Source organism: Nonomuraea sp. NPDC049758 (assembly GCF_040674635.1).
GTDB lineage: Bacteria > Actinomycetota > Actinomycetes > Streptosporangiales > Streptosporangiaceae > Nonomuraea.
Genome location: NZ_JBFAMZ010000001.1, coordinates 500,155 through 521,313, shown reverse-complemented (window position 1 = coordinate 521,313; position 21,159 = coordinate 500,155). Strand labels below are relative to the sequence as shown.

General features: G+C 73.6%; 19 protein-coding genes. 11 read left to right on the top strand and 8 right to left on the bottom strand.

Annotation, left to right across the window (positions count from 1 at the left end; all coding sequences use genetic code 11):
• Window positions 1–72: 72 nt before the first annotated feature.
• Complete coding sequence (locus AB0J46_RS02460) at window positions 73–855, bottom strand: SAM-dependent methyltransferase (protein ID WP_364325330.1); 783 nt, start codon at window positions 853–855, stop codon at window positions 73–75.
• 97 nt (window positions 856–952) lie between these two features.
• Between AB0J46_RS02460 and AB0J46_RS02455 the strand changes: the two genes are divergently transcribed.
• Window positions 953–1,801, top strand: coding sequence for a hypothetical protein (locus AB0J46_RS02455; RefSeq protein ID WP_364325327.1), 849 nt, complete (start codon window positions 953–955; stop codon window positions 1,799–1,801).
• Complete coding sequence (locus tag AB0J46_RS02450) at window positions 1,801–1,977, top strand: hypothetical protein (protein WP_364325324.1); 177 nt, start codon at window positions 1,801–1,803, stop codon at window positions 1,975–1,977. Before AB0J46_RS02455 ends, AB0J46_RS02450 begins: the two co-directional genes overlap by 1 nt.
• A 9-nt stretch (window positions 1,978–1,986) precedes the next feature.
• Here AB0J46_RS02450 and AB0J46_RS02445 read toward each other — a convergent pair whose 3' ends face one another.
• Entirely contained in the window at window positions 1,987–2,586 is a 600-nt protein-coding gene (locus AB0J46_RS02445) for a TetR family transcriptional regulator (RefSeq protein ID WP_364325321.1), read from the bottom strand.
• Window positions 2,587–2,658: 72 nt separating this feature from the next.
• On the opposite strand from AB0J46_RS02445, the gene AB0J46_RS02440 reads away from it, so the two are divergent.
• Together AB0J46_RS02440 and AB0J46_RS02435 are read left to right on the top strand one after the other, a co-directional pair.
• Window positions 2,659–3,462 (top strand): class I SAM-dependent methyltransferase, encoded by an 804-nt coding sequence (locus AB0J46_RS02440; protein ID WP_364325318.1) that lies wholly within the window; start codon window positions 2,659–2,661, stop codon window positions 3,460–3,462.
• A gap of 71 nt (window positions 3,463–3,533) precedes the next feature.
• Window positions 3,534–6,695, top strand: a complete 3,162-nt coding sequence (locus AB0J46_RS02435) for a hypothetical protein (RefSeq protein ID WP_364325315.1) — start codon at window positions 3,534–3,536, stop codon at window positions 6,693–6,695.
• Window positions 6,696–6,749: 54 nt separating this feature from the next.
• On the opposite strand, the gene AB0J46_RS02430 is transcribed toward AB0J46_RS02435, so the two are convergent.
• The 5 genes from AB0J46_RS02430 to AB0J46_RS02410 form a co-directional block, all read right to left on the bottom strand.
• The gene (locus AB0J46_RS02430) at window positions 6,750–8,189 is read right to left on the bottom strand and encodes a cation:proton antiporter (protein WP_364325312.1); all 1,440 of its coding nucleotides are present in this window, start codon (window positions 8,187–8,189) and stop codon (window positions 6,750–6,752) included.
• Window positions 8,190–8,239: 50 nt separating this feature from the next.
• Entirely contained in the window at window positions 8,240–9,448 is a 1,209-nt protein-coding gene (locus tag AB0J46_RS02425; protein ID WP_364325310.1) for an MFS transporter, read from the bottom strand.
• Between the two features lie 71 nt (window positions 9,449–9,519).
• Window positions 9,520–10,407 carry an ATP phosphoribosyltransferase gene (gene hisG / locus AB0J46_RS02420; protein WP_364325307.1) on the bottom strand — a complete coding sequence of 296 codons (888 nt, stop codon included), beginning with the start codon at window positions 10,405–10,407 and terminating at the stop codon, window positions 9,520–9,522.
• Window positions 10,408–10,451: 44 nt separating this feature from the next.
• On the bottom strand, window positions 10,452–11,156 hold the full coding sequence (locus tag AB0J46_RS02415) for an SDR family NAD(P)-dependent oxidoreductase (RefSeq protein WP_364325304.1): 705 nt from the start codon (window positions 11,154–11,156) through the stop codon (window positions 10,452–10,454).
• Window positions 11,143–11,862: a phosphoribosylaminoimidazolesuccinocarboxamide synthase gene (locus AB0J46_RS02410; protein ID WP_364325301.1), complete on the bottom strand. Its 720-nt coding sequence runs from the start codon at window positions 11,860–11,862 to the stop codon at window positions 11,143–11,145. Before AB0J46_RS02410 ends, AB0J46_RS02415 begins: the two co-directional genes overlap by 14 nt.
• Before the next feature lie 336 nt (window positions 11,863–12,198).
• Here AB0J46_RS02410 and AB0J46_RS02405 point away from each other — a divergent pair, with 336 nt between their 5' ends.
• The 5 genes from AB0J46_RS02405 to AB0J46_RS02385 are packed head-to-tail and all read left to right on the top strand — an operon-like array spanning window position 12,199 to window position 18,529.
• Entirely contained in the window at window positions 12,199–13,365 is a 1,167-nt protein-coding gene (locus AB0J46_RS02405) for an aminotransferase class III-fold pyridoxal phosphate-dependent enzyme (protein ID WP_364325298.1), read from the top strand.
• The gene (locus AB0J46_RS02400; protein WP_364325295.1) at window positions 13,358–14,413 is read left to right on the top strand and encodes a Gfo/Idh/MocA family oxidoreductase; all 1,056 of its coding nucleotides are present in this window, start codon (window positions 13,358–13,360) and stop codon (window positions 14,411–14,413) included. Before AB0J46_RS02405 ends, AB0J46_RS02400 begins: the two co-directional genes overlap by 8 nt.
• Before the next feature lie 28 nt (window positions 14,414–14,441).
• Window positions 14,442–16,247, top strand: coding sequence for an ABC transporter ATP-binding protein (locus AB0J46_RS02395; RefSeq protein ID WP_364325292.1), 1,806 nt, complete (start codon window positions 14,442–14,444; stop codon window positions 16,245–16,247).
• A 21-nt stretch (window positions 16,248–16,268) separates the two neighbouring features.
• Window positions 16,269–18,047 (top strand): ABC transporter ATP-binding protein, encoded by a 1,779-nt coding sequence (locus tag AB0J46_RS02390; protein ID WP_364325289.1) that lies wholly within the window; start codon window positions 16,269–16,271, stop codon window positions 18,045–18,047.
• Window positions 18,044–18,529, top strand: coding sequence for an NUDIX domain-containing protein (locus AB0J46_RS02385; protein WP_364325286.1), 486 nt, complete (start codon window positions 18,044–18,046; stop codon window positions 18,527–18,529). The genes AB0J46_RS02390 and AB0J46_RS02385 overlap by 4 nt, the downstream gene beginning before the upstream one ends.
• Here the strand turns inward: AB0J46_RS02385 and priA are convergent.
• Window positions 18,526–19,263: a bifunctional 1-(5-phosphoribosyl)-5-((5-phosphoribosylamino)methylideneamino)imidazole-4-carboxamide isomerase/phosphoribosylanthranilate isomerase PriA gene (gene priA, locus AB0J46_RS02380; RefSeq protein WP_364325283.1), complete on the bottom strand. Its 738-nt coding sequence runs from the start codon at window positions 19,261–19,263 to the stop codon at window positions 18,526–18,528. The two genes, AB0J46_RS02385 and priA, sit on opposite strands and share 4 nt — an antisense overlap.
• Before the next feature lie 183 nt (window positions 19,264–19,446).
• On the opposite strand from priA, the gene hisG (AB0J46_RS02375) reads away from it, so the two are divergent.
• Together hisG (AB0J46_RS02375) and AB0J46_RS02370 are read left to right on the top strand one after the other, a co-directional pair.
• Window positions 19,447–20,313, top strand: coding sequence for an ATP phosphoribosyltransferase (hisG, locus tag AB0J46_RS02375; protein WP_364325280.1), 867 nt, complete (start codon window positions 19,447–19,449; stop codon window positions 20,311–20,313).
• On the top strand, window positions 20,310–21,116 hold the full coding sequence (locus AB0J46_RS02370; protein WP_352349628.1) for an HAD family hydrolase: 807 nt from the start codon (window positions 20,310–20,312) through the stop codon (window positions 21,114–21,116). Before hisG (AB0J46_RS02375) ends, AB0J46_RS02370 begins: the two co-directional genes overlap by 4 nt.
• The last annotated feature ends 43 nt before the right edge of the window (window positions 21,117–21,159 follow it).

The window sequence follows — 21,159 nt, the reverse complement described above, 5'->3', positions numbered from 1 at the left end:
CGCGGGCCCGACAGGCGGCGTACGCCGGTCGGCAAGGCGGCATCGCCCGGACCGGCGCGAAGCCGGGGACGCTCAGCCCTTGCGGCCGACGCCCGCGCAGTAGACGGCCTCGCGGTCGGCGTACAGCGTCTCGGGGACGGGACGCCAGCGCGGCAGCGGCACCACGCCCGGCTCCAGCAGCTCCAGCCCGTCGAAGAAGCTCGTGACCTCGTCAAGGCCGCGCAGTGTCATGGGCGCCCCGCCGCTCTCGTTCCAGTGGCGCACGCCCTCTTCGAGCCGCCTGCCGACCACGCCGTGGGAGATGGCCAGGTGGCTGCCCGGCGCCATCGGCTCCAGCAGTTCGGCGATGATCGAGCGGGCCTGGACGGTGTCGGGGAGGAAGTCCACGACGCCGAGCAGGGTCAGCCCGATCGGCCGGTCGAAGTCGAGGTGCTCGGCGGCGGCGGCCAGGATCTTGCCCGGCTCGCGCAGGTCGGCGTCGACGAAGGCGGTCGTCCCCGCGGGCGCGGCCCGCAGCAGCGCCCGCGCGTGTGCCAGGACCATGGGATCGTTGTCGACGTACACGACGTGACTGTCCGGGGCCACCGCCTGGGCGACCTGGTGGGTGTTGTCCGCCGTGGGGATGCCGGTGCCGATGTCCAGGAACTGCCGGATCCCCGCCTCCCCGGCCATGTACCGCACCGCGCGGCCGAGGAACTCCCTGTTCGTACGGGCCAGCACCGGCAGGTCGGGCACGGCGGCGAGGATCTGCTCGCTCACCATCCGGTCGATCTCGTAGTTGTCCTTGCCGCCCAGCCACAGGTCGTAGATACGGGCGGGGCTCGGAACATCGGTGTTCAGCGAACGTTCGCTCATCGCGACGCCTTCCGGACGAAAGGGGCTACGGGGGAGATCGTAGTCCCAAGATCCCTACAACGGGCACGTCCGGGCGGCCGGGCCTAGGCTTCCGGGGATGATCCACTTACCTCCCGCCCGAGCCAGGGCCGACGTGCACGTCTCCTATCACCAGATCGTGGTCGGCGAGCCGGGCCGCGCCCATCCGGGAACCGTCCCCAACGGACTGACCGCCTCGGCGCCCGGCGCCGCCGTGATCCGGACGGGCATCCACACCGGCGTCGTGGACGTGACCGTACGGCTGGCCGAGACCGCTCCGCCCCTCGACCCCGAGGGCTGGGACGAGAGCGAGGAGGTGGAGCTCGTCACCGTCACCGGCGAGGTGCGCCTGTCCGGCATGATGCACTCCCCGCCGGACGCCCTGCCTCTCCTGACACCCCAGGGGCCGGGCCGTTACGGCATGCGCGTGCAGGCCCGCGGCCGGGACGTCGACCCGGCCGCGGTGCCGAAGGTGCCGTTCGAGTTCTACCTGGTGACCGTCTGGCCGGTGGAGACCGGGCCGGAGGCGGCGGCGAGGCTCGGCTTGGGGGTCGCCGAGGAGCTTGGCCTGCCCGACAAGCCGACCGAGATCCAGCGATGGATGCGCGAGCACGGCCTCCCGCACTCGGAGCGCGGCCGCAAGGCGTCGGGCCGGGACGAGCGGCCTGCGCTGCCGCATCCGGTACGGGTCACGGTGGGGGCCGCCGACCATCGGATCCGGATCGACAACCCCTTCCAGGACACCGCCGTCCCGCCGCCGCTGCCGGACGGGCTGGTCGCCGCCGCCCCGACTCGCTGCTCATCCGTACGGCCAAGCGCGCGGGACGCGTCGGCCTGCACGTTAACTGGCACGACGGCCCGCCCGCGGCGGCCGCCCGAGGCTGGGCGGAGAGCGAGGAGGTCGAGTTCGTCACCACCACCGGAGTGATGCGCGTCCGGGGCGTCGCCGACGAGCCGATCGACCTGACGCCCCAGGGCGCCGGGCGGTACGGCCTGCGCGTCCACGGCCGTCGCCGGGACCGGCCGACGCCGTCGAACCAGCCGTCGGAGGCGTACCTGCTGGTCGTGTGGCCCATCGCCCTGGGGGCGGCCGTGGCCCGGTGAGGCGGGGGCTCAGAGCAGGCGGCGCTGGACGGCGTCGGCGATGGCCGTGGTGACGATCCACTCGACGACGGCGGCGTCGGGCGGGTCGTCCTCGCGGCCGGCGAACAGCAGGTGGGCGCTGCCGATCAGGGTGAGCGCGAGGGCGTCGACGTCGGCGTCGACCGCGATGCGGCCCATCTCGCGCTCGGCGGTGAGGTAGGCGGCGATCATGGTCGTGGCCTCGCCGAGGAGCGGGAGGCCGGCCGACCCGGCCTGGCGCAGGCGGGCGCGCAGGCCGTCGCGGGAGATGACGAGGCTGACGACGGCCACGGCGACCGAGCCGAACAGCTCCAGCAGCGCGAGGGTGAGGTTCCCCGCGACGGTGCCGGTGCCCGCGCTCGCCCGCAGGGCGGCGGACTGGGCCTCGACGCGGCGGATGCGGTCGGTCACCAGCTCGGCGAGGAAGGCGTCGAAGTCGGCGAAGTGGCGGTGGAGCACGCCCTTGGCGCAGCCCGCCTCGGTGGTGACCGCGCGGCTGGTCAGGGCGTTGGGCCCGTCGCGGAGCAGGATGCGCTCGGCGGCGTCGAAGAGCTGTTCGCGCACGTCGCGGAGGGCTATGCCGGTGGGCACCGGGCCGGTCTCCTTTCTTGGCGAATCCCGTTCAGGGTAGACGAGTGGGCAGGTGCCCATTAGAGTGGGCGCATGCCCACTAACACCTCCGAGAACGAGCCGCACCTGCACCGGCGGATGGCCGAGTCCTTCGGCGCCGACGCCGACCGCTACGACCGCACCCGCCCCCGATACCCCGAGGAGATGGTGACCCGGATCGCCGCGTCGAGCCCCGGCCCCGACGTGCTCGACGTCGGCATCGGCACGGGCATCGCGGCCCGCCAGTTCCAGGCGGCCGGCTGCCGGGTCTCCGGCGTGGACGTGGACCCGCGCATGGCCGACCTGGCCAGGCGCGACGGCATCGAGGTGGACGTGTCCGCCTTCGAGTCCTGGGACCCGGCCGGGCGCACGTTCGACGCGGTCGTCGCCGGCCAGACCTGGCACTGGATCGACCCGGTCGCGGGCGCGGCCAAGGCGGCCCAGGTGCTGCGGCCCGCAGGCAGGCTGGCGCTGTTCTGGAACGTCTTCCAGACGCCGGACGCCCTGGCCGAGCCCTTCGCCGAGGTCTACCGCCGGGTGCTGCCCGACCTGCCGGCGCTCGGCCAGGCCGGCCCGGCCGTGGGCATGTACACGTCGCTGCTCGACAAGATCGCCGACGGCGTCCGGGTGACGGGCGCGTTCGGCGAGCCCGAGCGGTGGGACTACGCGTGGGAGCGCCACTACACCCGCGACGAGTGGCTGGCGCAGGTGCCCACGCACGGCCCGGTCACCGGGTTGCCGCCGGAGCGGCGCAGCGCGCTGCTGGCGGGCATCGGGGCCGCGATCGACGCGGTGGGCGGCGCCTTCACCGTCCACTACGACGCCCTGGTGCTCACCGCCGTCCGACGGGCTGAGTAGCCGTTACTCATGCGGTCATGGGAACGCGCGCGGACGATCCTCCTCAGAGCGACACCCCAGGAGGAACCACCGTGAGCGTCACACATGGCATGAGAACCGGGCGGAAAGGGCCGGCGCGGTGGCGCGGGCGGCTCTCGTTCGCCGCGATCGGCGTGCTGGTCGCCGCCCTGATCCCGGCGCTGGCCACGCCGGCGTCGGCCGCGGTCCCCGGCTTCTCGCTGACCTTCTCCATCGACTATCTCCGCCAGATCGAGGACCCGGACAGCGGAGGCGTCGGCGACGGCGACTACTACCCGAAGGTCAGGATCGCCGACGGCCCGCTCGAGACGGGCCCGCGCATCGAGGACGACGAGTTCGAGCCCCTCGGCCTGCCCGAGGCACCGGGCGGCTGGGTCTTCACCAAGTCCGACCTGCCCGGCGACCAGCCGACCGTGAACATCACCGTCGCCCTCTGGGACTATGACGGCGGCCTCAACACCAACGACGACCGCATGGACATCAGCCCCCAGAACGACGACCTCGACCTCGACCTCGTCTACGACGTCCGCTCGGGCACCCTGTCGGGCGACGGCGTCCAGTTCGGCACGCCGTGCGTCGACTCCCAGGGACGGCAGAAGGGGCAGACGTGCGCCGAGGGCGACGGCGACCACGGCTTCCCCAGGGACAACGACGGCAGGAAGACCAGGATCGGCTTCACCGTCTCCACCGTGATGCCCGACACCGACCACGACGGCATCCCCGACCTCGTCGAGCTGTCCGGGATCCGCGACCGGAACGGCGGGGTCATCGCCGACCTCCCGGCGCTCGGCGCGGACCCGTGCCGCAAGACGATCGTGCTGCAGGCTGACTACATGGCCGACACCAGGCACTCCCACCGGCCCAAGCCGGACGCGATCACCCTGGTCCGGAACGCCTTCGACGCCGCGCCGGTCAAGGCGGAGAACCCGTGCCCGTACCCCGGGACGCACCGGGACGGCGTCGACTTCGTCTACCTCCAGGGCACGCAACTGCCCGAGCAGGCCGCCATGGGCCTGGCCGACGACAGCGACTTCCGCGACGCGCGCACCGCCGACTTCCCCGCCGAGCTGGCCCGGTACGCCCATTACGCGATCTTCGCCCACGACCTCGTCGTCACCACCGCGACCGGGAGCTCGACGTCGCCGGGCACGTCGGGGCAGTGCTGCGAGCCCACCAGGGACAACAACAAGGACTTCATCGTCACCTTCGGCTCGTGGCGGACGATGTGCGTGGCCGACTTCGGCGTGGACTACGGCGGCGACGGCCGGCTCCAGACCGCCGCGGCGGGCGACGACGTGGTGATCGGCACCCAGATCCACGTGGGCCCGGACCGCACGTGCGACACCACCAGCGCGGACCCGACCGACCGGCAGGTGCTCACCGTCGGGACCGGCCGGGACGACGCCGAGGTCGGCACCGTCCAGGACCAGGCCGGGACCATCATGCACGAGCTCGGCCACGCCCTGGGCCTGCGGCACGGCGGCGACGTCAACGACCAGTGGAAGCCCAACTACCTCAGCGTCATGAACTACTTCTTCCAGTCGGGCATCCCCACCGGCCCGCCGCCGCTGCTGGTCAACCAGCTCAGGGACTGGAAGATCGGCGCGATCCGGGTCGGCTACTCCAGCGGCCGCCTGCCCCCGCTCGCCGAGGGCACGCTGAACGAGTCCGCCGGCATCGGCGACGGCACCGACCACACCTTCTGGTGGACCGACAACCTCGCCAACCCCACCAGCACGTTCCGGCCGCTGCGCTCGGCCGCCGGCAACGCGCCGATCAACTGGAACGACAACACCGCCCCCGGCACCGGCGCCCCGCTCATCGACACGGGGACGGTGAACGTGGACGTCAACGCCAGCGGCGGCAGCACGACCCTGCGCGACCACGACGACTGGGCCGCCGTCAAGTACCGGGCCGCGCTCTCGCCCGACGCCAAGGGCTGGGCCTGCAGCAGCTTCCCCGTCTCCGCGCCCACCTGCAGCGGCTCGGGCGGCGAGCCGGAGAAGGAGCTGGACTTCACCGCCGCCGTACGGCAGGAGATGTCGTTCTTCAACCTCTACGACCCCGACATCGTCACCGCCAAGAGCGTCGACAAGCGCGACGCCGAACCCGGCGACACCCTCACCTACCAGGTGAAGCTGGACAACGTCGGCACCGGCCCGGCGGCCCCCGTAGGCGTGACCGACACCCCGCCCACAGGGCCGGCCCAGGCCCGCCAGGTTCCCTACCTGGGCGCCGGACGGTCCACGACCGAGACGTTCACGTACACGGTGCCGTGCGACACGGCCGACGCGGCCGTCCTGACCAACACGGCCACCGCCACCGCGACGGACACCGCCGGCGGCCCCGAGGCCGACACGGGCGACAACACCGCCAAGGCCGCCACCACCGTGCACGCGCCGCGGCTCACCCTGACCAAGACCGCCCCGGCCACGGTGAACGCCGGCGAGGCGATGACCGTCGGGTTGCGGGCGGCCAACGTCGGCAGCGGCAGGGCCACCGGCGTCGTCCTCACCGACACGCTGCCCAAGGAGGTCTACTACAGCGGCGCGCTCGACCGCGGCACCGGCCCCCGGCCCGGTACCGTCACCCGCAACCCGGACGGCACCACCACCCTGACCTGGACGCTCGGCCCCCTCGACCCCGGCGCGGACGTGTCCGTGGGGTTCACGGCCCGGCCCGGCCTGCTGTTCACGAAGGGCGCCGAGTTGCCCGACACGGCGGCCGCCGCGTACCGGAACGCGGGCGGCTGCGTCTATGAACCTGCCACGGCGTCCGCCACGACGACCGTCACCGAGGTCGTCCCGACCCGCGACCCGCGCTCGCACGGCTACTGGAAGACGCACCAGGAGGCTCGCACCGCCGAGTTCCTGGCCCGCGTCCAGGCCACCGACCAGCGCTTCGACAGCCAGGCGGACGGCGAGCTGGCCGACGCCGAGGCCGTCGCCGCGCTGTCGGCCGGCGGCCCGCAACCGGGGCCGGCCCGGTTCCAGCTGCTGGCCGCGCTGCTCGACCTGGCGGCCCGGCAGGTCAACGCGAGCACCCGGCTCGACTCGCCGCTCGTCCGGCGGCTCGGGGTGCGCACGGTCGGCGAGGCGGTCAGGTACGCCTTCGCCACCCTCGCCCTGCCGCCCGGCGGCGCGGCGGCCGGGCGGTACTCCGACACCACCTCGATGCTCGACGAGATCGTGAACAACCGGAGCGAGGTCTACTGACCCCGCCATGAGGGCCCACCATGAGGGCCCTGCCAGGAGGACGCCGCGACGGGCTCAGGCCGGTTGCGGCGTCCGCGGTCCGGTCCTGGCCGGGGCGTAGAGGCCGAGGCGGCGCAGGGCCGGCGCGGTCATCATGGTGGTGATCAGGGCCATCAGCACGAGCACCGTGAACGTGCCGGGCGCGATCAGTCCCATGCCGAGCCCGGTGCTGAGCACGACGATCTCGGTGACGCCGCGGGCGTTCATGAGCACGCCGAGCCCGAGCGCGAGGCGCCCCGGCATGCCGCCCGCCCAGGCGATCACCCCGGCCGCGCCCAGCTTGCCGAGGACCGCGGCCGCCAGCAGCACCGCCCCGCCCAGCAGCACCACCGGATGACCGAACGCCAGATGCACGTCGGTGCGCAGCCCGATCGAGGCGAAGAACACCGGCAGCAACATCGCGCGGTTGAGCGAGCCCAGGCGTTCGGGCACCGCGCCCAGCACGGGGGCGTCGCGCGGGAAGGCCACCCCGGCCAGCAGGGCGCCGAAGATGGCGTGCACGCCGATGGCGTCGGTCGCCGCCGCCAGGGCGAAGATCAGGCCCAGGACCAGCGCGAGCGCGGCCGGAGCGGGCAGCCGGCGGGCGGCGTGCCGGGCCGCCAGGGCGGCGAGCGCGGGGCGTACGACGAGGGTCACGGCGAGGACCAGGGCGGCGGCCAGCCCCAGCGAGGTCAGCACGCCCGCCGGGGAGCCGGCGTGCGCGAGGGCGATCACCGCGGCCAGCGCGCACCAGGCGAGCACGTCGGCCAGCCCCGCGCACAGGATCGCCAGCGAGCCCAGCCGGGTGACGGTCAGCCCGGCCTCCTGGAGGATCCTGGCCAGCACGGGGAACGCGGTGACGCTCAACGCCGTCCCGGCGAACAGGACGAACGCCGTGCCCGACGCCGACGGCCCGGCGAGCGCGCCGGCGAACGGGACCGCCGCGACCGCTCCCAGGGCGAACGGCACGGCCGTCATCGCCAGCGCGGCGACCCCCACGACCACGCGCTGCCGGCCGAGGGCGGCCGGGTCGAACTCCCGCCCCACCGTGAACATGAAGACCGCCAGCCCGGCCTGGGCCAGCAGTTCGAGCTGGGGCGCGACCCAGCCGGGCAGGATCAGCGCGGACACCCCCGGCGCCAGCGAGCCCAGCGCGGACGGCCCGAGCAGCAGCCCGGCCACCATCTGCCCCACCACGGACGGCTGGCCCGCCCGGCGTGCCAGGACGCCGCCCAGCGAGGCCAGCCCGCCGATGACCGCCACGGCGAGGAACAGCCGCAGGATCGACTGGGCGGGCGGCACCCCGGCGGGCGCGGCCGGCGCCGCCGGAGGCCCCGGCTGCTGCGCGCCCGGCCCGAACACCAGCACCATCGACACGCCCGCCACGGCGATCAGCAGCAGCGCGACCGCCAGGCCCCGGGCCGGGGCGGGCAGCAGGGCCTGTTCGGTGTCGTCGAGCGGGTCGTGTCCGCGCATGTCGCACCTTCCTGCGTACTCCGCGATGGGTTCCCGGCCCCTTCGCCGGGTCAGTCGGCGGCTGGGAGCGGACGGGCCGCCCGCCGGCCGATCAGCAGCAGGGCGCCGACGGCGGCGACGATGCCGACGGCGATGACGGGGATCAGGGCCCGATAGCCGAGCTCGCCGGCCACCAGGCCGAACAGCGGGGGACCGAGCAGGGAGCCGAGGCTGCCGGCCTGGGCGATGACGCCGTTGCCGACGTCGGCGTGGTCGAGGCGCTCCAGGATGAGGGGGAGCGCGGCGAAGACCAGGGCGCCGAGGAAGCCGTTCTCCATGGAGATGACGCCCGCGCCGGTGAGCGCGCCCCCGGCGGAGCCGCCGGCGTACAGGATCCAGGCGGCCGGCACGACGAGGAAGCCGGACAGGGCCAGCACGCCGACCCGTACGCCCCTGCGCAGCAGGATGCCCACCGCCAGCCCGCCGGCCACGCCAAGCAGCGAGACACCCGAGGTGAGCGCGCCCGCGGCGGCGGCCGAGCGGCCGTACTGCTCGATGAGCAGCGTGGGCAGCAGCACGATCACCGGGATGGTCACCAGCGCGGTCAGGCAGAAGGCCGCGGCCAGCACGCCCGGCCAGGTCAGCGCCCGCGCCCGGGGCACCGGACCGGCCGCCTGCGCCGCGCCGCCGCGCGGCAGCCGCGCCCACGTCACCGCGGCGACCAGCAGCGTCAGCCCGGCGATCAGGCCGGTCCAGCCGCGCCACCCCAGCGCGTCGCCGGCCGCGCCGCCGGCCAGCGTGCTGGCCCCCAGCCCGACCGGGACGAACGTCGCCCAGACCGACAGGGCGGTGCCCCGGTCGCGCTCGTGGGCCAGGCGCAGGATCAGCGCCGGGCAGGAGATGGTGACCAGGACGTAGCCGACGCCCTCGACGCCGCGGGCGACGAGCAGCCAGGCGAAGTCGTTCGCCGCCATGCTCGCCGCGCCCGCCGCCGCGATCAGGACCAGCCCGGTGACCAGCGACCGCCCGGTGCCGAACCGGCGGACGAGATAGCCCGCCGGCAGGCCGACCGCGGCCCCGACGCCGACCACCGCCGAGATCACCCAGCCCAGCTCCGACAGCGACAGCCCGAGCTGGGCCGCCATCGCGGGCCCGACCGAGGAGAACTTGCCGAGGCTCATCGCGCCGACGACCCCGCCGACGTAGACGAGCAGGATCGTCAGCCAGGGGGAGCGCCGCGGGGACGCCTCCGTGATCTTTGCCGCCGACCGGGGGTCCATGAGTCTCCTTCGCACTGCGCTCCGCGGGCCAGGGTTCCCACGTCCGATCTTCGCCATGCCGGCGGCGCCGATCAACCCGCTTCCCCCGTGGCGAAGATGCCGATGCCCGACTCGGTGACGTTGACGGCCCCGGCCGACAGCAGCGCGTCGATCGTCTCGGACACCTCCCGCCTGGGCAGGACGCCCTGGAGCACGACCATGGTCCCGTCCGCGAGGTCGGCCCCCGCGCGCCACGACTGGCCCGGCATCGCGGGCACCACCTCGGCCAGCCGGTCGGCGGGGGCGCGCACGGTCAGCAGCACGTGGGCCGGGCCCACCCAGGCGGCGCGCAGCAGCAGGGCGACGTTCCTGATCACGCCGCGCCTGGCCGGGTCGGCGTAGGCGGCCGGGTTGGCGACGAGCTGCGCGCCGCAGGTCCGCACGGTCTCGATGACGCGCAGGTCGTTCTGGCGCAGCGAGTGGCCGGTCTCCACGACGTCCATCATGGCGTCGGCCAGCTCGGGGATCTTGGCCTCGGTCGCGCCGTAGGACACGACCACCTCGGCCCGGCGTCCGGCCTCGCGGAAGAAGCGGCGGCCGATGTTCGGGTACTCGGTGGCCACCCTGACCCCGTCGTCGAGGTCGGCGGCGCTGCGGGCGGGGTGGCCGGACGGCACCGCGAGCACCAGCCGCCACGGCCGTTCGGTGTTCCTGGAGTAGTCGAACGACTCCACCACCTCGACCTCGGCCCCGGTCTCCTCCACCCAGTCGGCGCCGGTGAGCCCGAGGTCGAAGGTGCCGTCCCCGACGACCAGGGGGATCTCGCGCGGCTTGTAGAAGGCCACGTGCGACACGCCGGAGTGGTCCACCGTGCCGCGGTAGGAGCGCTCCGAGCGCCGCCGTACGGGCAGCCCCGCGGTCGCGAACAGCTCCAGGGCCCGCCGCTCCAGCGAGCCCTTAGGCAGGGCGAGCGAGATCATGGTTCCTCCTGACGGGCGCGGCGGGGACGGTGGGGGCGCAGGGGTCACACGTGCAGCAGCCGGTCGATGCCGACGACGGGCGGTTCGGGCAGGCACGACGGCCGCACCTCGATCTCGCCCACCACGAGGTCGTCCGGCCAGGAGTCGACGATGGTGGCCACGCAGCGGGCCACCGACCGGGTGCTCATCTTGTGCGGCGAGCCGTCGCCGTCGAGGTTGGCGATGGCGCCCGGCGAGACCAGGCAGGCGCGCACCCCGTTGCGGCGCTCCTCCAGCAGCAGCGTCTCGACCAGCGCCTTCAGCCCGGCCTTGGTGGCGCTGTAGGCGGCCCCGCCCTCGAAGTACCGCGTCCCGGCGTGGCTGCCCATGGCGACGAACATCCCGCCGGCGGCCCGCAACGCCGGCAGGACGGCTTTGAGCAGGTGGAAGCAGGCGCTCAGGTTGATCGCGACCAGCCGCTCCCAGTCCTCCGCGCGCAGCTCGGCGATCGGGTCGAGCACCCGGTCCACCGCGTTGGACACGCAGACGTCGAGCCGGCCGGCCGCGCCGAGCACCTGGGCGGTCGCCTCCGCGATCTGCGCCGGGTCCGCTAGGTCGCACCTGTGCTCGCCGAGCCAGTCCTCGCCCGCGAGCGAGCGGTTCAGGGAGAAGACGCGGTAGCCGCGCTCGCGCAGCTCCTCGGCGATGGCCCGCCCGCTGCCCCGGTTGCTGCCGGTGACCAGCGCGGCCGGGCTCTCATGTGATGACATCGAGGACGCGGCTCCACTGGTTCACGATCTCCTCGCCCGCCACGCCGTCCCGGAACAGGTCCTTGTCCAGCGGGGAGCCGTCCTGGTGGCGCAGGCGCATGCAGTCCTGGGAGATCTCGGAGATGACGGTCAGCCCGCCGTCGGCCGTCCGGCCGAAGATGAGGCAGAAGTCCCACACCTCCAGCGGGCGCAGCCAGGACCGCAGCACGTCGTTGACGGCGAGGGACAGCTCGCGCATCTCCTCCACCGGCAGGCCGAGCGCCCGCAGGTAGTCCTCGCCGATCGGCTGGTCCTCGGGGTCGGTCCGGTAGTCGAACTTCACGACCGGGCGCGGCAGCGGGGCGCCGTCCTCGAACAGGCCGGGGTACTTGCGGGTGGTCGATCCGGTGGCCCGGTTCTTGACGATCACCTCGAACGGCGGCGCCGGGCAGTAGTCGGCCACGTACGAGTCGGCCGCGACCCGTTCCCGGAACGCGCACGGCACGCCGGCGTCGGCCAGCCGGGCCGCCGCCCTTTCGTAGAAATCGAGCCGGAGCGGCCCGGTGCGCTCGACGATTTCATCGCGGTGGTACGTGAAACTGCGCAGGCTGGGGATTATCTGCACCAGGCACCGCCCCTCGGGCAGCAGCCACAGACGCTTACTGCGCCCGACGATATCCGGCTCGCCCCGGCCGGCCGGAGTTCCCGGATCTGATCCGTTATCCACGTCGCCTCCATCCGCCGACAATGGCCCACACAACTTGATATTGCGGGCACCTCGCTGTCAAGGCGGCGTGACCCTGGAAAAAGGAGCACTTGACGTGGCTCTCGCGGTCTTGATATGTCGTCCGCCCTTGCCCGGAGCACTGGAAGAAAGAGTACTTGACGGGTCCCGGCGACCGGACGGTACTGTCTTCAGAAATTGAAATTCCCGAGCCTAATTAGAATCCCAATGGGGGGAGGATCGTTGTCGGAATATGAGCGCATAGCTCACTCGAAGATCACGCGTAAGTTCAGGTCCGCGGGGCAGCAGCTCTTGTTCTCGCGGGGGCGGCGGGGCGAGGTGTCCGACGCGAACGGCGTGCCGTACATCGATTTCGTCATGGGTTATGGCCCAGTGATAATCGGTCACGCGGACGCCCAGTTCAACGAAATTCTCTGTGGTTATCTCGGCAACGGAGTCATGCTGCCGGGCTACACCACGTTCCACCAGGAATACCTCGACCGGCTGCTCGGCGAGCGGCCCGGCGACCGCGGCGCGTTCTTCAAGACCGCCTCCGAGGCGGTCACCGCCGCCTTCCGGCTGGCCGCGATGCGCACCGGGCGGCTCGGCATCATCCGCAGCGGCTACGTCGGCTGGCACGACTCCCAGATCGCCGACTCGCTCAAGTGGCACGAGCCGCTGCACTCCCCGCTGCGGGAGAAGCTGCGCTACACCGACGGCATGCGCGGCGTCGGCGAGTCCGAGCCGGTGGCCAACTGGGTGGACCTGCGCCTGGAATCCCTCGCCGAGCTGCTGGAGCGGCACCGCGGCCGGCTCGGCTGCTTCGTCTTCGACGCCTACCTGGCCTCCTTCACCACGGCCGACGTGCTGCGCCAGGCCGTCGCCATGTGCCGCGAGGCCGGCCTGCTCACCGTCTTCGACGAGACCAAGACCGGCGGCCGGATCTCGCCCCTCGGCTACGACCAGGACAACGCCCTCGGCTCCGACCTGATCGTGATCGGCAAGGCGCTGGCCAACGGCGCCCCGCTGAGCATCCTGGCCGGCGACGCCGACCTGCTCGCGCTGGCCGAGAAGGCCCGGCTGAGCGGCACGTTCTCCAAGGAGATGATCGCCGTCTACGCGGCGCTGGCCACCCGCGACATCCTGGAGAAGCCCGTCGGCGACTCGCCGGAGGGCTGGACCGAGCTCGGCCGGATCGGCACGCAGGTGGCCGCCGCCTTCACCGCGGCCGCCGCGGACGCCGGGGTCGAGGCCCTGGTGGGCGCCCGTCCGGTGCTCGGTGGCGGCATGTTCGAGCTCGTCTACCACGACGTGGGGCTGCTGGGTGACAAGGAGCGGCGCGAGTCGCTGCTGGCCGAGCTGGCCGGGGTCGGCATCCTGCTGCTCGAAGGGCATCCGTCCTTCGTGTGCCTGGCCCACCGCGACATCGACTGGGGTGACCTGCGCGACCGGGTGCGGCAGGCGTTCGAGGCGTGGAGCGCGCCCGCGGGGGCCGGCCGTGGCTGACCTCCTGCGCCTCGCCCTGGTCGGCTGCGGCCGCCAGATGCAGCAGAACCTGTTCCCGTTCCTGCAACGCATCCGCGGCCACCAGGTCGTGGCCTGCGTCGACCCCGACCTGTCGCTGGCCGCCGACGTGCAGTCGCTGGCCGGCGGCGCGACCTGCGTCTCCTCGGTGGACGAGCTCGACCTGGAGATGGTGGACGCCGCCGTGCTGGCGGTCCCGCCGGAGCCGTCCTACCTGCTGGTCCGGCAGCTCGCCGAGCGCGGGGTGGACTGCTTCGTCGAGAAGCCGGCCGGGCCGTCCACACCCGCGCTCCAGGACCTGGAGCACGTGGTGCGGCGCAGCGGGCGGCACGTCCAGGTGGGCTTCAACTTCCGCTACGCCGAGACCCTGCAGCGGCTGCACGAGCTGAGCGAGGAGATCCGGGCCACGCCGTGCTCGGTGACCATCGACTTCTACAGCCGCCACCCGTCCGCGCCGCAGTGGGGGGTGGACACCACCCTGGAGGCGTGGATCCGGCACAACGGGGTGCACGCCATCGACCTGGCCCGCTGGTTCGTGCCGTCGCCGGTCGTCCAGGTGGACGCGCACGCCATCGCCGGCGACGCCGACCGGTTCCAGATCAACCTGTTCCTGCGGCACCACGACGGCTCGCTGTCCACGCTGCGCATGGGCAACCACGTCAAGCGGTTCATGGTGGGCGTCACCGTCCAGGGCATGGACGGCAGCCGGTACAGCGCGCCGTCGCTGGAACGGGTGACGCTCGAACTGTCCGACGGCGTGCCGTACGGCCAGGAGCTGCACGCCACCCGCAACCTGGACCACGGGTGGGGGCGCAGCGGCTTCGGGCCGGAGCTCCAGGCGTTCGTGGACGCCTGCGCGCAGCGGTCGGCCGAGCCCCAGACGGGTGGCCGTCCTCCGGTCAAGGGCGTGCCGTCGGTCTCCGACGCGCTGGCCGCCTCCGCCCTGTGCGACCGGGTGATGGCCGAGCTCAACACCGCCGCGACGAACGGCCTCGGCCTGCTGACCGGGTCCGTCCGGGCCTCGGCCTAGGCCGGGCCGCCGACGAGGAGGGGGAGGAATGACCGAGCGGGCGCGACCGGCCGCGGGCGGGCGGCCGGTCGCGTCGCGGGATCCGGCCGGGTCACCTGATCCGGCCGCCGCACGGGATCCGGCCGGGTCGCGGGGGGTGGGCCGGTGGATCGCCGGTCACCTGCGCCGGCACCGGCCGTCGCTGCTGCTGTTCACCGTGGCCGCCGCGGCGGCGAGCCTGTGCTCCACGCTCGTCCCCGTGCAGATCGGCGCGGCGTTCGCCGAGGCCACCGGCCCCCGCCACGACCTCGGCGCGGTCGGGGTGGCGGCGCTGGCGGCCGCGCTGCTGGCGGCCGGCCGGTTCGTCGCCGACCTGCTGTCGAACGGCTCGATGGAGGTCGTCGCCCAGCGCGTCAAGCGGGACGTGCGCGACGAGCTGTACCGCAGCCTGCTGACCAAGCGCATGGCCTTCCACGACCAGCAGCGCATCGGCGACATCCTGGCCCGCGCCATCAACGACGCCAGACTCGTCGACTACATGCTCAGCCCCGGTGCCGCCACCGCCGCCAACGGCGTGCTGGCCCTGCTGGTGCCGATCCTGTTCATCGCCTCGCTGGACCCGCGGCTGCTGCTGGCCCCCGGCGTGCTGGTCCTGGTGTTCGCCTACGCGCTGCGCTACCACCTGCGCCGGCTCTACCCGCTGGTCATGCGCACCCGCGAGACCTTCGCCGACCTCAACGAGCGCTTCTCCACCACGCTGTCGGGCATCGCCACCGTCAAGGCCGCCACGCAGGAGGACCTCGAGCGGCACGCCCTGAGATCGGCCGCCGCCGCCTACCGGGACGCCTTCGTCCGGCGCGGCCGGGCGCAGGCGGTCTACCTGCCCGCGCTGAGCTTCGCCCTCGCCATGGTGACCGGCTCCCTGCACTCGCTCTACCTCTACTCGCAGGGGGAGCTGGCGCTGTCCCAGGTGGTGACCTACCTCGGCTGGCTGCTGCTGTTCGCGCAGCCCGTCACCATGTCCGAGCAGGCCGTGCCGGTCATCCAGGAGGGCTTCGCGGCCGCCGCCCGCATGCGGCAGATCATCGACGGCGCCCCCGGCGAGCGCGAGGACACCCGCGGTGGCACGGCCGCCGTCGATGGCACGATCACCTTCGACCGGGTGTCGCTGCGCCACGAGGGCCGCGACATCCTGCGCGAGGTCTCCTTCCACCTGCCCGCCGGCCGCACCCTCGCCGTCGTCGGCCCCACCGGCAGCGGCAAGAGCATGCTGATCAAACTGGTCAACCGCATGTACGACGCCACCGAGGGCCGGGTGCTGATCGACGGACGTGACGTGCGCGAGTGGGAGCCCGGCGCGCTGCGCCGCCAGATCGGCCACGTGGACCAGGAGATCTTCCTGTTCTCCAAGAGCGTGCTGGACAACATCGCCTTCGGCGCCCCGCACGCCGCCGGGTACGAGGACGTCCTGCGCGTCGCCAAGCAGGCGTGCGCGGACGAGTTCGTCCAGGGGATGGCCGACGGCTACGCCACCGTGCTCAACGAGGGCGGCACGACGTTGTCCGGCGGGCAGCGGCAGCGGCTGGCCATCGCCAGGGCCCTGCTGACCGAGCCGCGCATCCTCACCCTCGACGACGCGACCAGCGCCGTGGACGCCCGTACCGAATCGGCGATCACCGAGGCGATCGAGCGCGCGACGGCGGGCCGCACGACGGTGCTGGTCTCGCACCGCCCCGGCCAGATCCGCCGCGCCGACCTCATCCTGCTGCTGGACGGCGGCCGGGTCGTCGACCAGGGCTCGCACGACGAACTGATGGCGCGCTGCGCGCTCTACCGGGAGATCTACAGTGGCTGACGCCCAGGATCGGCGGCGCCCGTGAGCGACCTGTTCGCGGGCCTGCACGCCGACGCCTACGACCGCGTGTACGGCAACCGCCGCCTGCTGGCCCGCATCCTGCGGCAGCTGCGCGCCCACCGCGCCGGCATGATCGGCTCGGCCCTGCTCGTCGCGGGCTCGGTGCTGCTGACCGCCTCCGTGCCGATCGTCGTCTCCCGCCTGATCGACCAGGCCGGCGGCGGCAGCGGCCCCGGCCTGCTGCTGTGCCTGTTCGTGGTCGCGGCGGCGGTGCTGGCCTGGGCGATGAACTGGGCCCGCCAGGCGATCACCGCGCGGCTGGTGGGCGGCATGGTCTACCGGCTGCAGTGCGAGGCCGCCGACGCCGCGCTCGCCAAGGACGTCGCCTTCTACGACGAGAACTCGGTCGGCAAGGTGCTCAGCCGGGTCACCGGCGACACCGAGGGCTTCGGCTCGGTGCTCACCCTCACCCTCAACCTGATCAGCCAGCTCTTCCTGGTGGTGCTGCTCGGCGGCGTGGTGTTCTGGATCGACCCCGGCCTCGGCCTGGTCATCCTGGCGGCGCTGCCGTTCCTGCTGGGCACCGCCCTGGCCTTCCGCCGGGTGGCCCGCACGGCGGCGGCGGCCACGCGGCGGGTGATGGCCAAGGTCAACGCGAACGTGCACGAGACCATGCTGGGCATCGCGGTCGCCAAGAGCTTCGGCCGCGAGCGGGCCGTCCACGACGACTTCGACGACGTCAACCGGCTGTCCTACCGGGTCTACGTCCGGCAGGGCCTCATCTACGCGGTCATCCTGCCGGTGCTGACGCTGCTGGCGGGCCTGGCCACGGCGGTCGTGCTGTACCAGGGCGGGCGGTTCGCCGCGATCGGCAGGCTCTCGGCGGGCGAGTGGTACTTCGCCCTCCAGGCGCTCGGCATGCTCTGGCAGCCGGTCACCCAGGCCGCCTCGTTCTGGAGCCTGTTCCAGCAGGGGCTGGCCGCCGCCGAGCGGGTGTTCGCGCTGATCGACAGCGACCACGCCGTCGTCCAGAGCGGCAATGAGCCGGTGACCGAGCTGACCGGCGCGATCGAGGCGCGCGGCCTGCACTTCAGGTACGGCTCGGGCGCCGCCGTGTTCCGCGACTTCGACGTGCGCCTCGCCGCCCGCGAGACGGTGGCGGTCGTCGGCCACACCGGCGGCGGCAAGTCCACGCTGGCCAAGCTGATCGCCCGCGCCTACGACTTCCAGGGCGGCGAGCTGCTGGTGGACGGCCGCGACATCCGCACCCTGGACCTGCGGGCCTACCGGCGGCGGGTGGGCGTCGTCCCGCAGCACCCGTTCGTCTTCGCCGGCACGCTCGCCGAGAACATCGCCTACGGCCGCCCCGGTGCCGGCCGTGACGACGTCGTCCGGGCCGTCGAGCGGATCGGCCACCGCGTGTGGGACCGCAGCATGCCGATGTCCCTGGACGACCGCCTGGCCGCCGGCGGGCAGGGCGTGTCGGTCGGGCAGCGGCAGCTCATCGCCCTGGCCAGGATGTTCGTCCGCGAGCCGGACATCCTGCTGCTGGACGAGCCGACCGCCAGCGTCGACCCGCTGACCGAACGCGGCATCCAGGACGCGCTGGCCCGGCTGTGCGCGGGCCGCACGGTCGTGGTGATCGCCCACCGGCTGTCCACCATCCGGCGCGCCGACCGCGTCCTCGTGCTGCACGGCGGCGAGATCGCCGAGCAGGGCCGGTTCGACGAGCTGCTGCGCCGCGACGGCCCGTTCGCCGCGCTCTACGCCACCTACTACGCGCACCAGGAGACCGCATGACCTGCGCCCCCCATCCGGCGGAGTTCGAGCCGATCCAGCGGGAGGCGTCCGCCACGGGCGTGCGCTGCGTGGTCGGCGCCGTGCTGATCAACCCGCTCGGCGAGGTGTTCCTGCAACGGCGGGCGGCCCACGTGCGGCTCTTCCCCGGCTGCTGGGACATCGTCGGCGGGCACGTCGAGCGGGGTGAGACGCTGTGCGCGGCGCTGGCCAGGGAGATCGCGGAGGAGACCGGCTGGCGGCTGCTGCGGGTGGGCGGCCTGGTGGACGTCTTCGACTGGACCGGCGGCGACGGCGGCCTGCGCCGCGAGATCGACGTGCTGGCCACGGTCGAGGGCGACCTGACCCGGCCCGCGATCGAGCAGGACAAGTTCGACGAGGCCCGCTGGCTGGACGGCGACGCCCTGCGCCGCCTGGCCGCCGAGTCGCCCGGCTCGGGCATGGTCGAGCTGGCCCTGCGCGCGCTGGCCATGCGGCCGGTCTAGAGCTCCGGTTTGCGTACCGCGTCCAGGGCCTGTCGCAGGGTGAACCGGCCGGCGTACAGCGCCTTGCCCACGACCACGCCCTCGACGCCCAGCGGGGTCAGGGAGGAGACGGCGCGCAGGTCGTCCAGGCTGGAGATGCCGCCGGAGGCCACGACGGGCCGGCCGGTGGCGGCGCAGACGTCGCGCAGCAGCTTCAGGTTGGGGCCGCCGAGGGTGCCGTCCCTGGCGATGTCGGTGACGACGTACCGGGCGCAGCCGGCCGCGTCGAGGCGGGCCAGGGTCTCGTACAGCTCGCCGGCGTCGCGGGTCCAGCCGTGGCTGCGTACGGTGGTGCCCCAGACGTCCAGCTCGACGGCCACCCGGTCGCCGTGCCGGGCGATGACCTCCGCCACCCACGCCGGACGCTCCAGCGCGCCGGTGCCGAGCACCACCCGGCCGCAGCCGGTGGCCAGCGCCGCCGCCAGGCTCGCGTCGTCGCGCACGCCGCCGCACAGCTCGACCGGGATGTCCAGGGCGCCGACGACCTCGGCGATCCGCGCCCGGTTCGAGCCGGTGCCGAAGGCGGCGTCCAGGTCCACCAGGTGCACCCAGTCGGCGCCCGCGTCCTGCCAGGCCAGCGCCGCGTCGAGCGGGTCGCCGTACCAGGTCTCGGATCCGGACTCGCCGCGCAGCAGGCGGACGGCCCGTCCGCCGCGCACGTCGACGGCGGGCAGGAGGGTCAGGCATGTGGACACTCGTCGTTTCCTCTCCCGTGAACCCCCCTTTTCCATCATCGCGAACACTGGTCAGGAATCGAAGTCAACCTTCGGCCACCACCATCGTTCACTTGCCCCCGCCCGGCCGGACGGGAACGCTTGCCGGTGCGCGCCGCACGCCCAGTCGCCGGGGGCCGGTCCCCCTGTTCCGAGGAGGACTGCATGGTCTCGCTCGCGCTGCCCAAGGGCACGTTCCTGGAGCGTCCCGTCCTCGACCTGTTCGCCGCGGCCGGGCTGGAGGTGCGCCGGCCGTCCGAGCGCAGCTACCGGGCGAGCATCGCCTACGACGGCGGCGTCGAGGTGGCCTTCCACAAGCCGCGCGAGATCCCGCTCGCCGTGGAGAGAGGCGTCTTCGACTTCGGCGTGACCGGCACCGACTGGATCGAGGAGACCGGCGCGAAGGTCGAGCTGGTCGAGGCGAGCGGGTGCGTGCCGCCCTGGCGGCTGGTGCTCGCCGTCCCCTCCGGGCATCCCGTCGTGGACGCCGCCGGCCTGCCCGCCGGGGCCCGGATCGCGACCGGCTTCCCGAAGATCTCCCGGCAGTTCTTCCAGAGCGTGCCGCTGCCGGTGCGGATCGTCCCGTCGTTCGGCGCCACGGAGGCCAAGGTCCCCGAGCTGGCCGACGCCGTCATCGAGACCGACGGCCCCGGCTCCGCCCTGGACGAGCACGACCTGCGGGTCGTCGCCACGCTGCGCACCTGCTTCCCGCAGGTCGTCGCGAGCCCCGCCGCCTGGCGGGACGCCCGCAGGCGCGCCGCGATCCAGCGGGTCGCGCGGCTGCTGACCTCGGTCGACGGGGGAGCGGCCCACGTGCTGCTGACCGTGCGCACCACCGCGCGCGACCTGCCGCGGGTGGCCGGGGCGATGCCGGAGCGGTCCTGGCGGGCCGGCACCGGCCTGACGGAGAGCCTGGTGGTCGTGCAGGGGCTGGCGGCCCGGCGCGGCCTGGCCGAGACCATCGGCGGCATCCTGGCCGCCGGGGCGCTCGACGTCATCGAGTCGCGCGTCGGGAAGGACGTCACGCCGTGAGCCGCCGGATGATCGTGTGCGACCTCGACGGGACGCTCCTGGACTCCCGCGGCCAGGTCTCCGAGCGCACCAGGACCGCCGTGCGCCGGGCCCGCGCCGCCGGGCACGTGTTCGTCATCGCGACCGCGCGGCCGGTCCGCGACACCCGTCCGGTGGCCGCGGCCCTGGACCACGCGGCCGTCGCCGTCTGCGGGAACGGCTCGATCACCTACGACTTCGGCGGCGAGGAGGTGGTCGACTACCGCCCGCTGGACCGGCAGCCGCTCGCCGCGACGCTGGCGCTGCTGCGCGACCGGTTCCCCGGCGTGCGCCTGGGCGCCGAGTGCCGCCTCGAACTGCTCCTGGAGGACGCCTTCCACCTGCCCGAGCCGCTGGCCCGCGACGCGCGCCGGGTGCCCCGCCTGGAGCACGAGATCGACCGGCACGACGTCGGCAAGCTCATGGTCCAGCTCGAAGGCGCCGCCCGCCAGTACTACGAGACCGTGCGCGGGCTGCTGACCGGCTGCGAGGTCACCATCTCGGCCGACGTGTTCTGCGAGGTCATGCGCTCCGGCGTGACCAAGGCCGCGGCCCTGGAGTCGATGGCGTCCAGGCTCGGCCTGGGCAGCGCCGACGTGATCGCCTTCGGCGACATGCCGAACGACCTCCCCATGCTGACCTGGGCCGGAACCGCGGTGGCGGTGGCCAACGCCCATCCCGCCGTGCTCGGCGCGGTGGGCGAGGTGACCGCCTCCAACGACGACGACGGGGTGGCCGCGTGGCTGGAACGGCACGCCACGGCCGATTTCTCAGAGAAGTATTGACGCTTGTCTGACGACTATTCATGATGGTCGCTGGAGCCGGGAA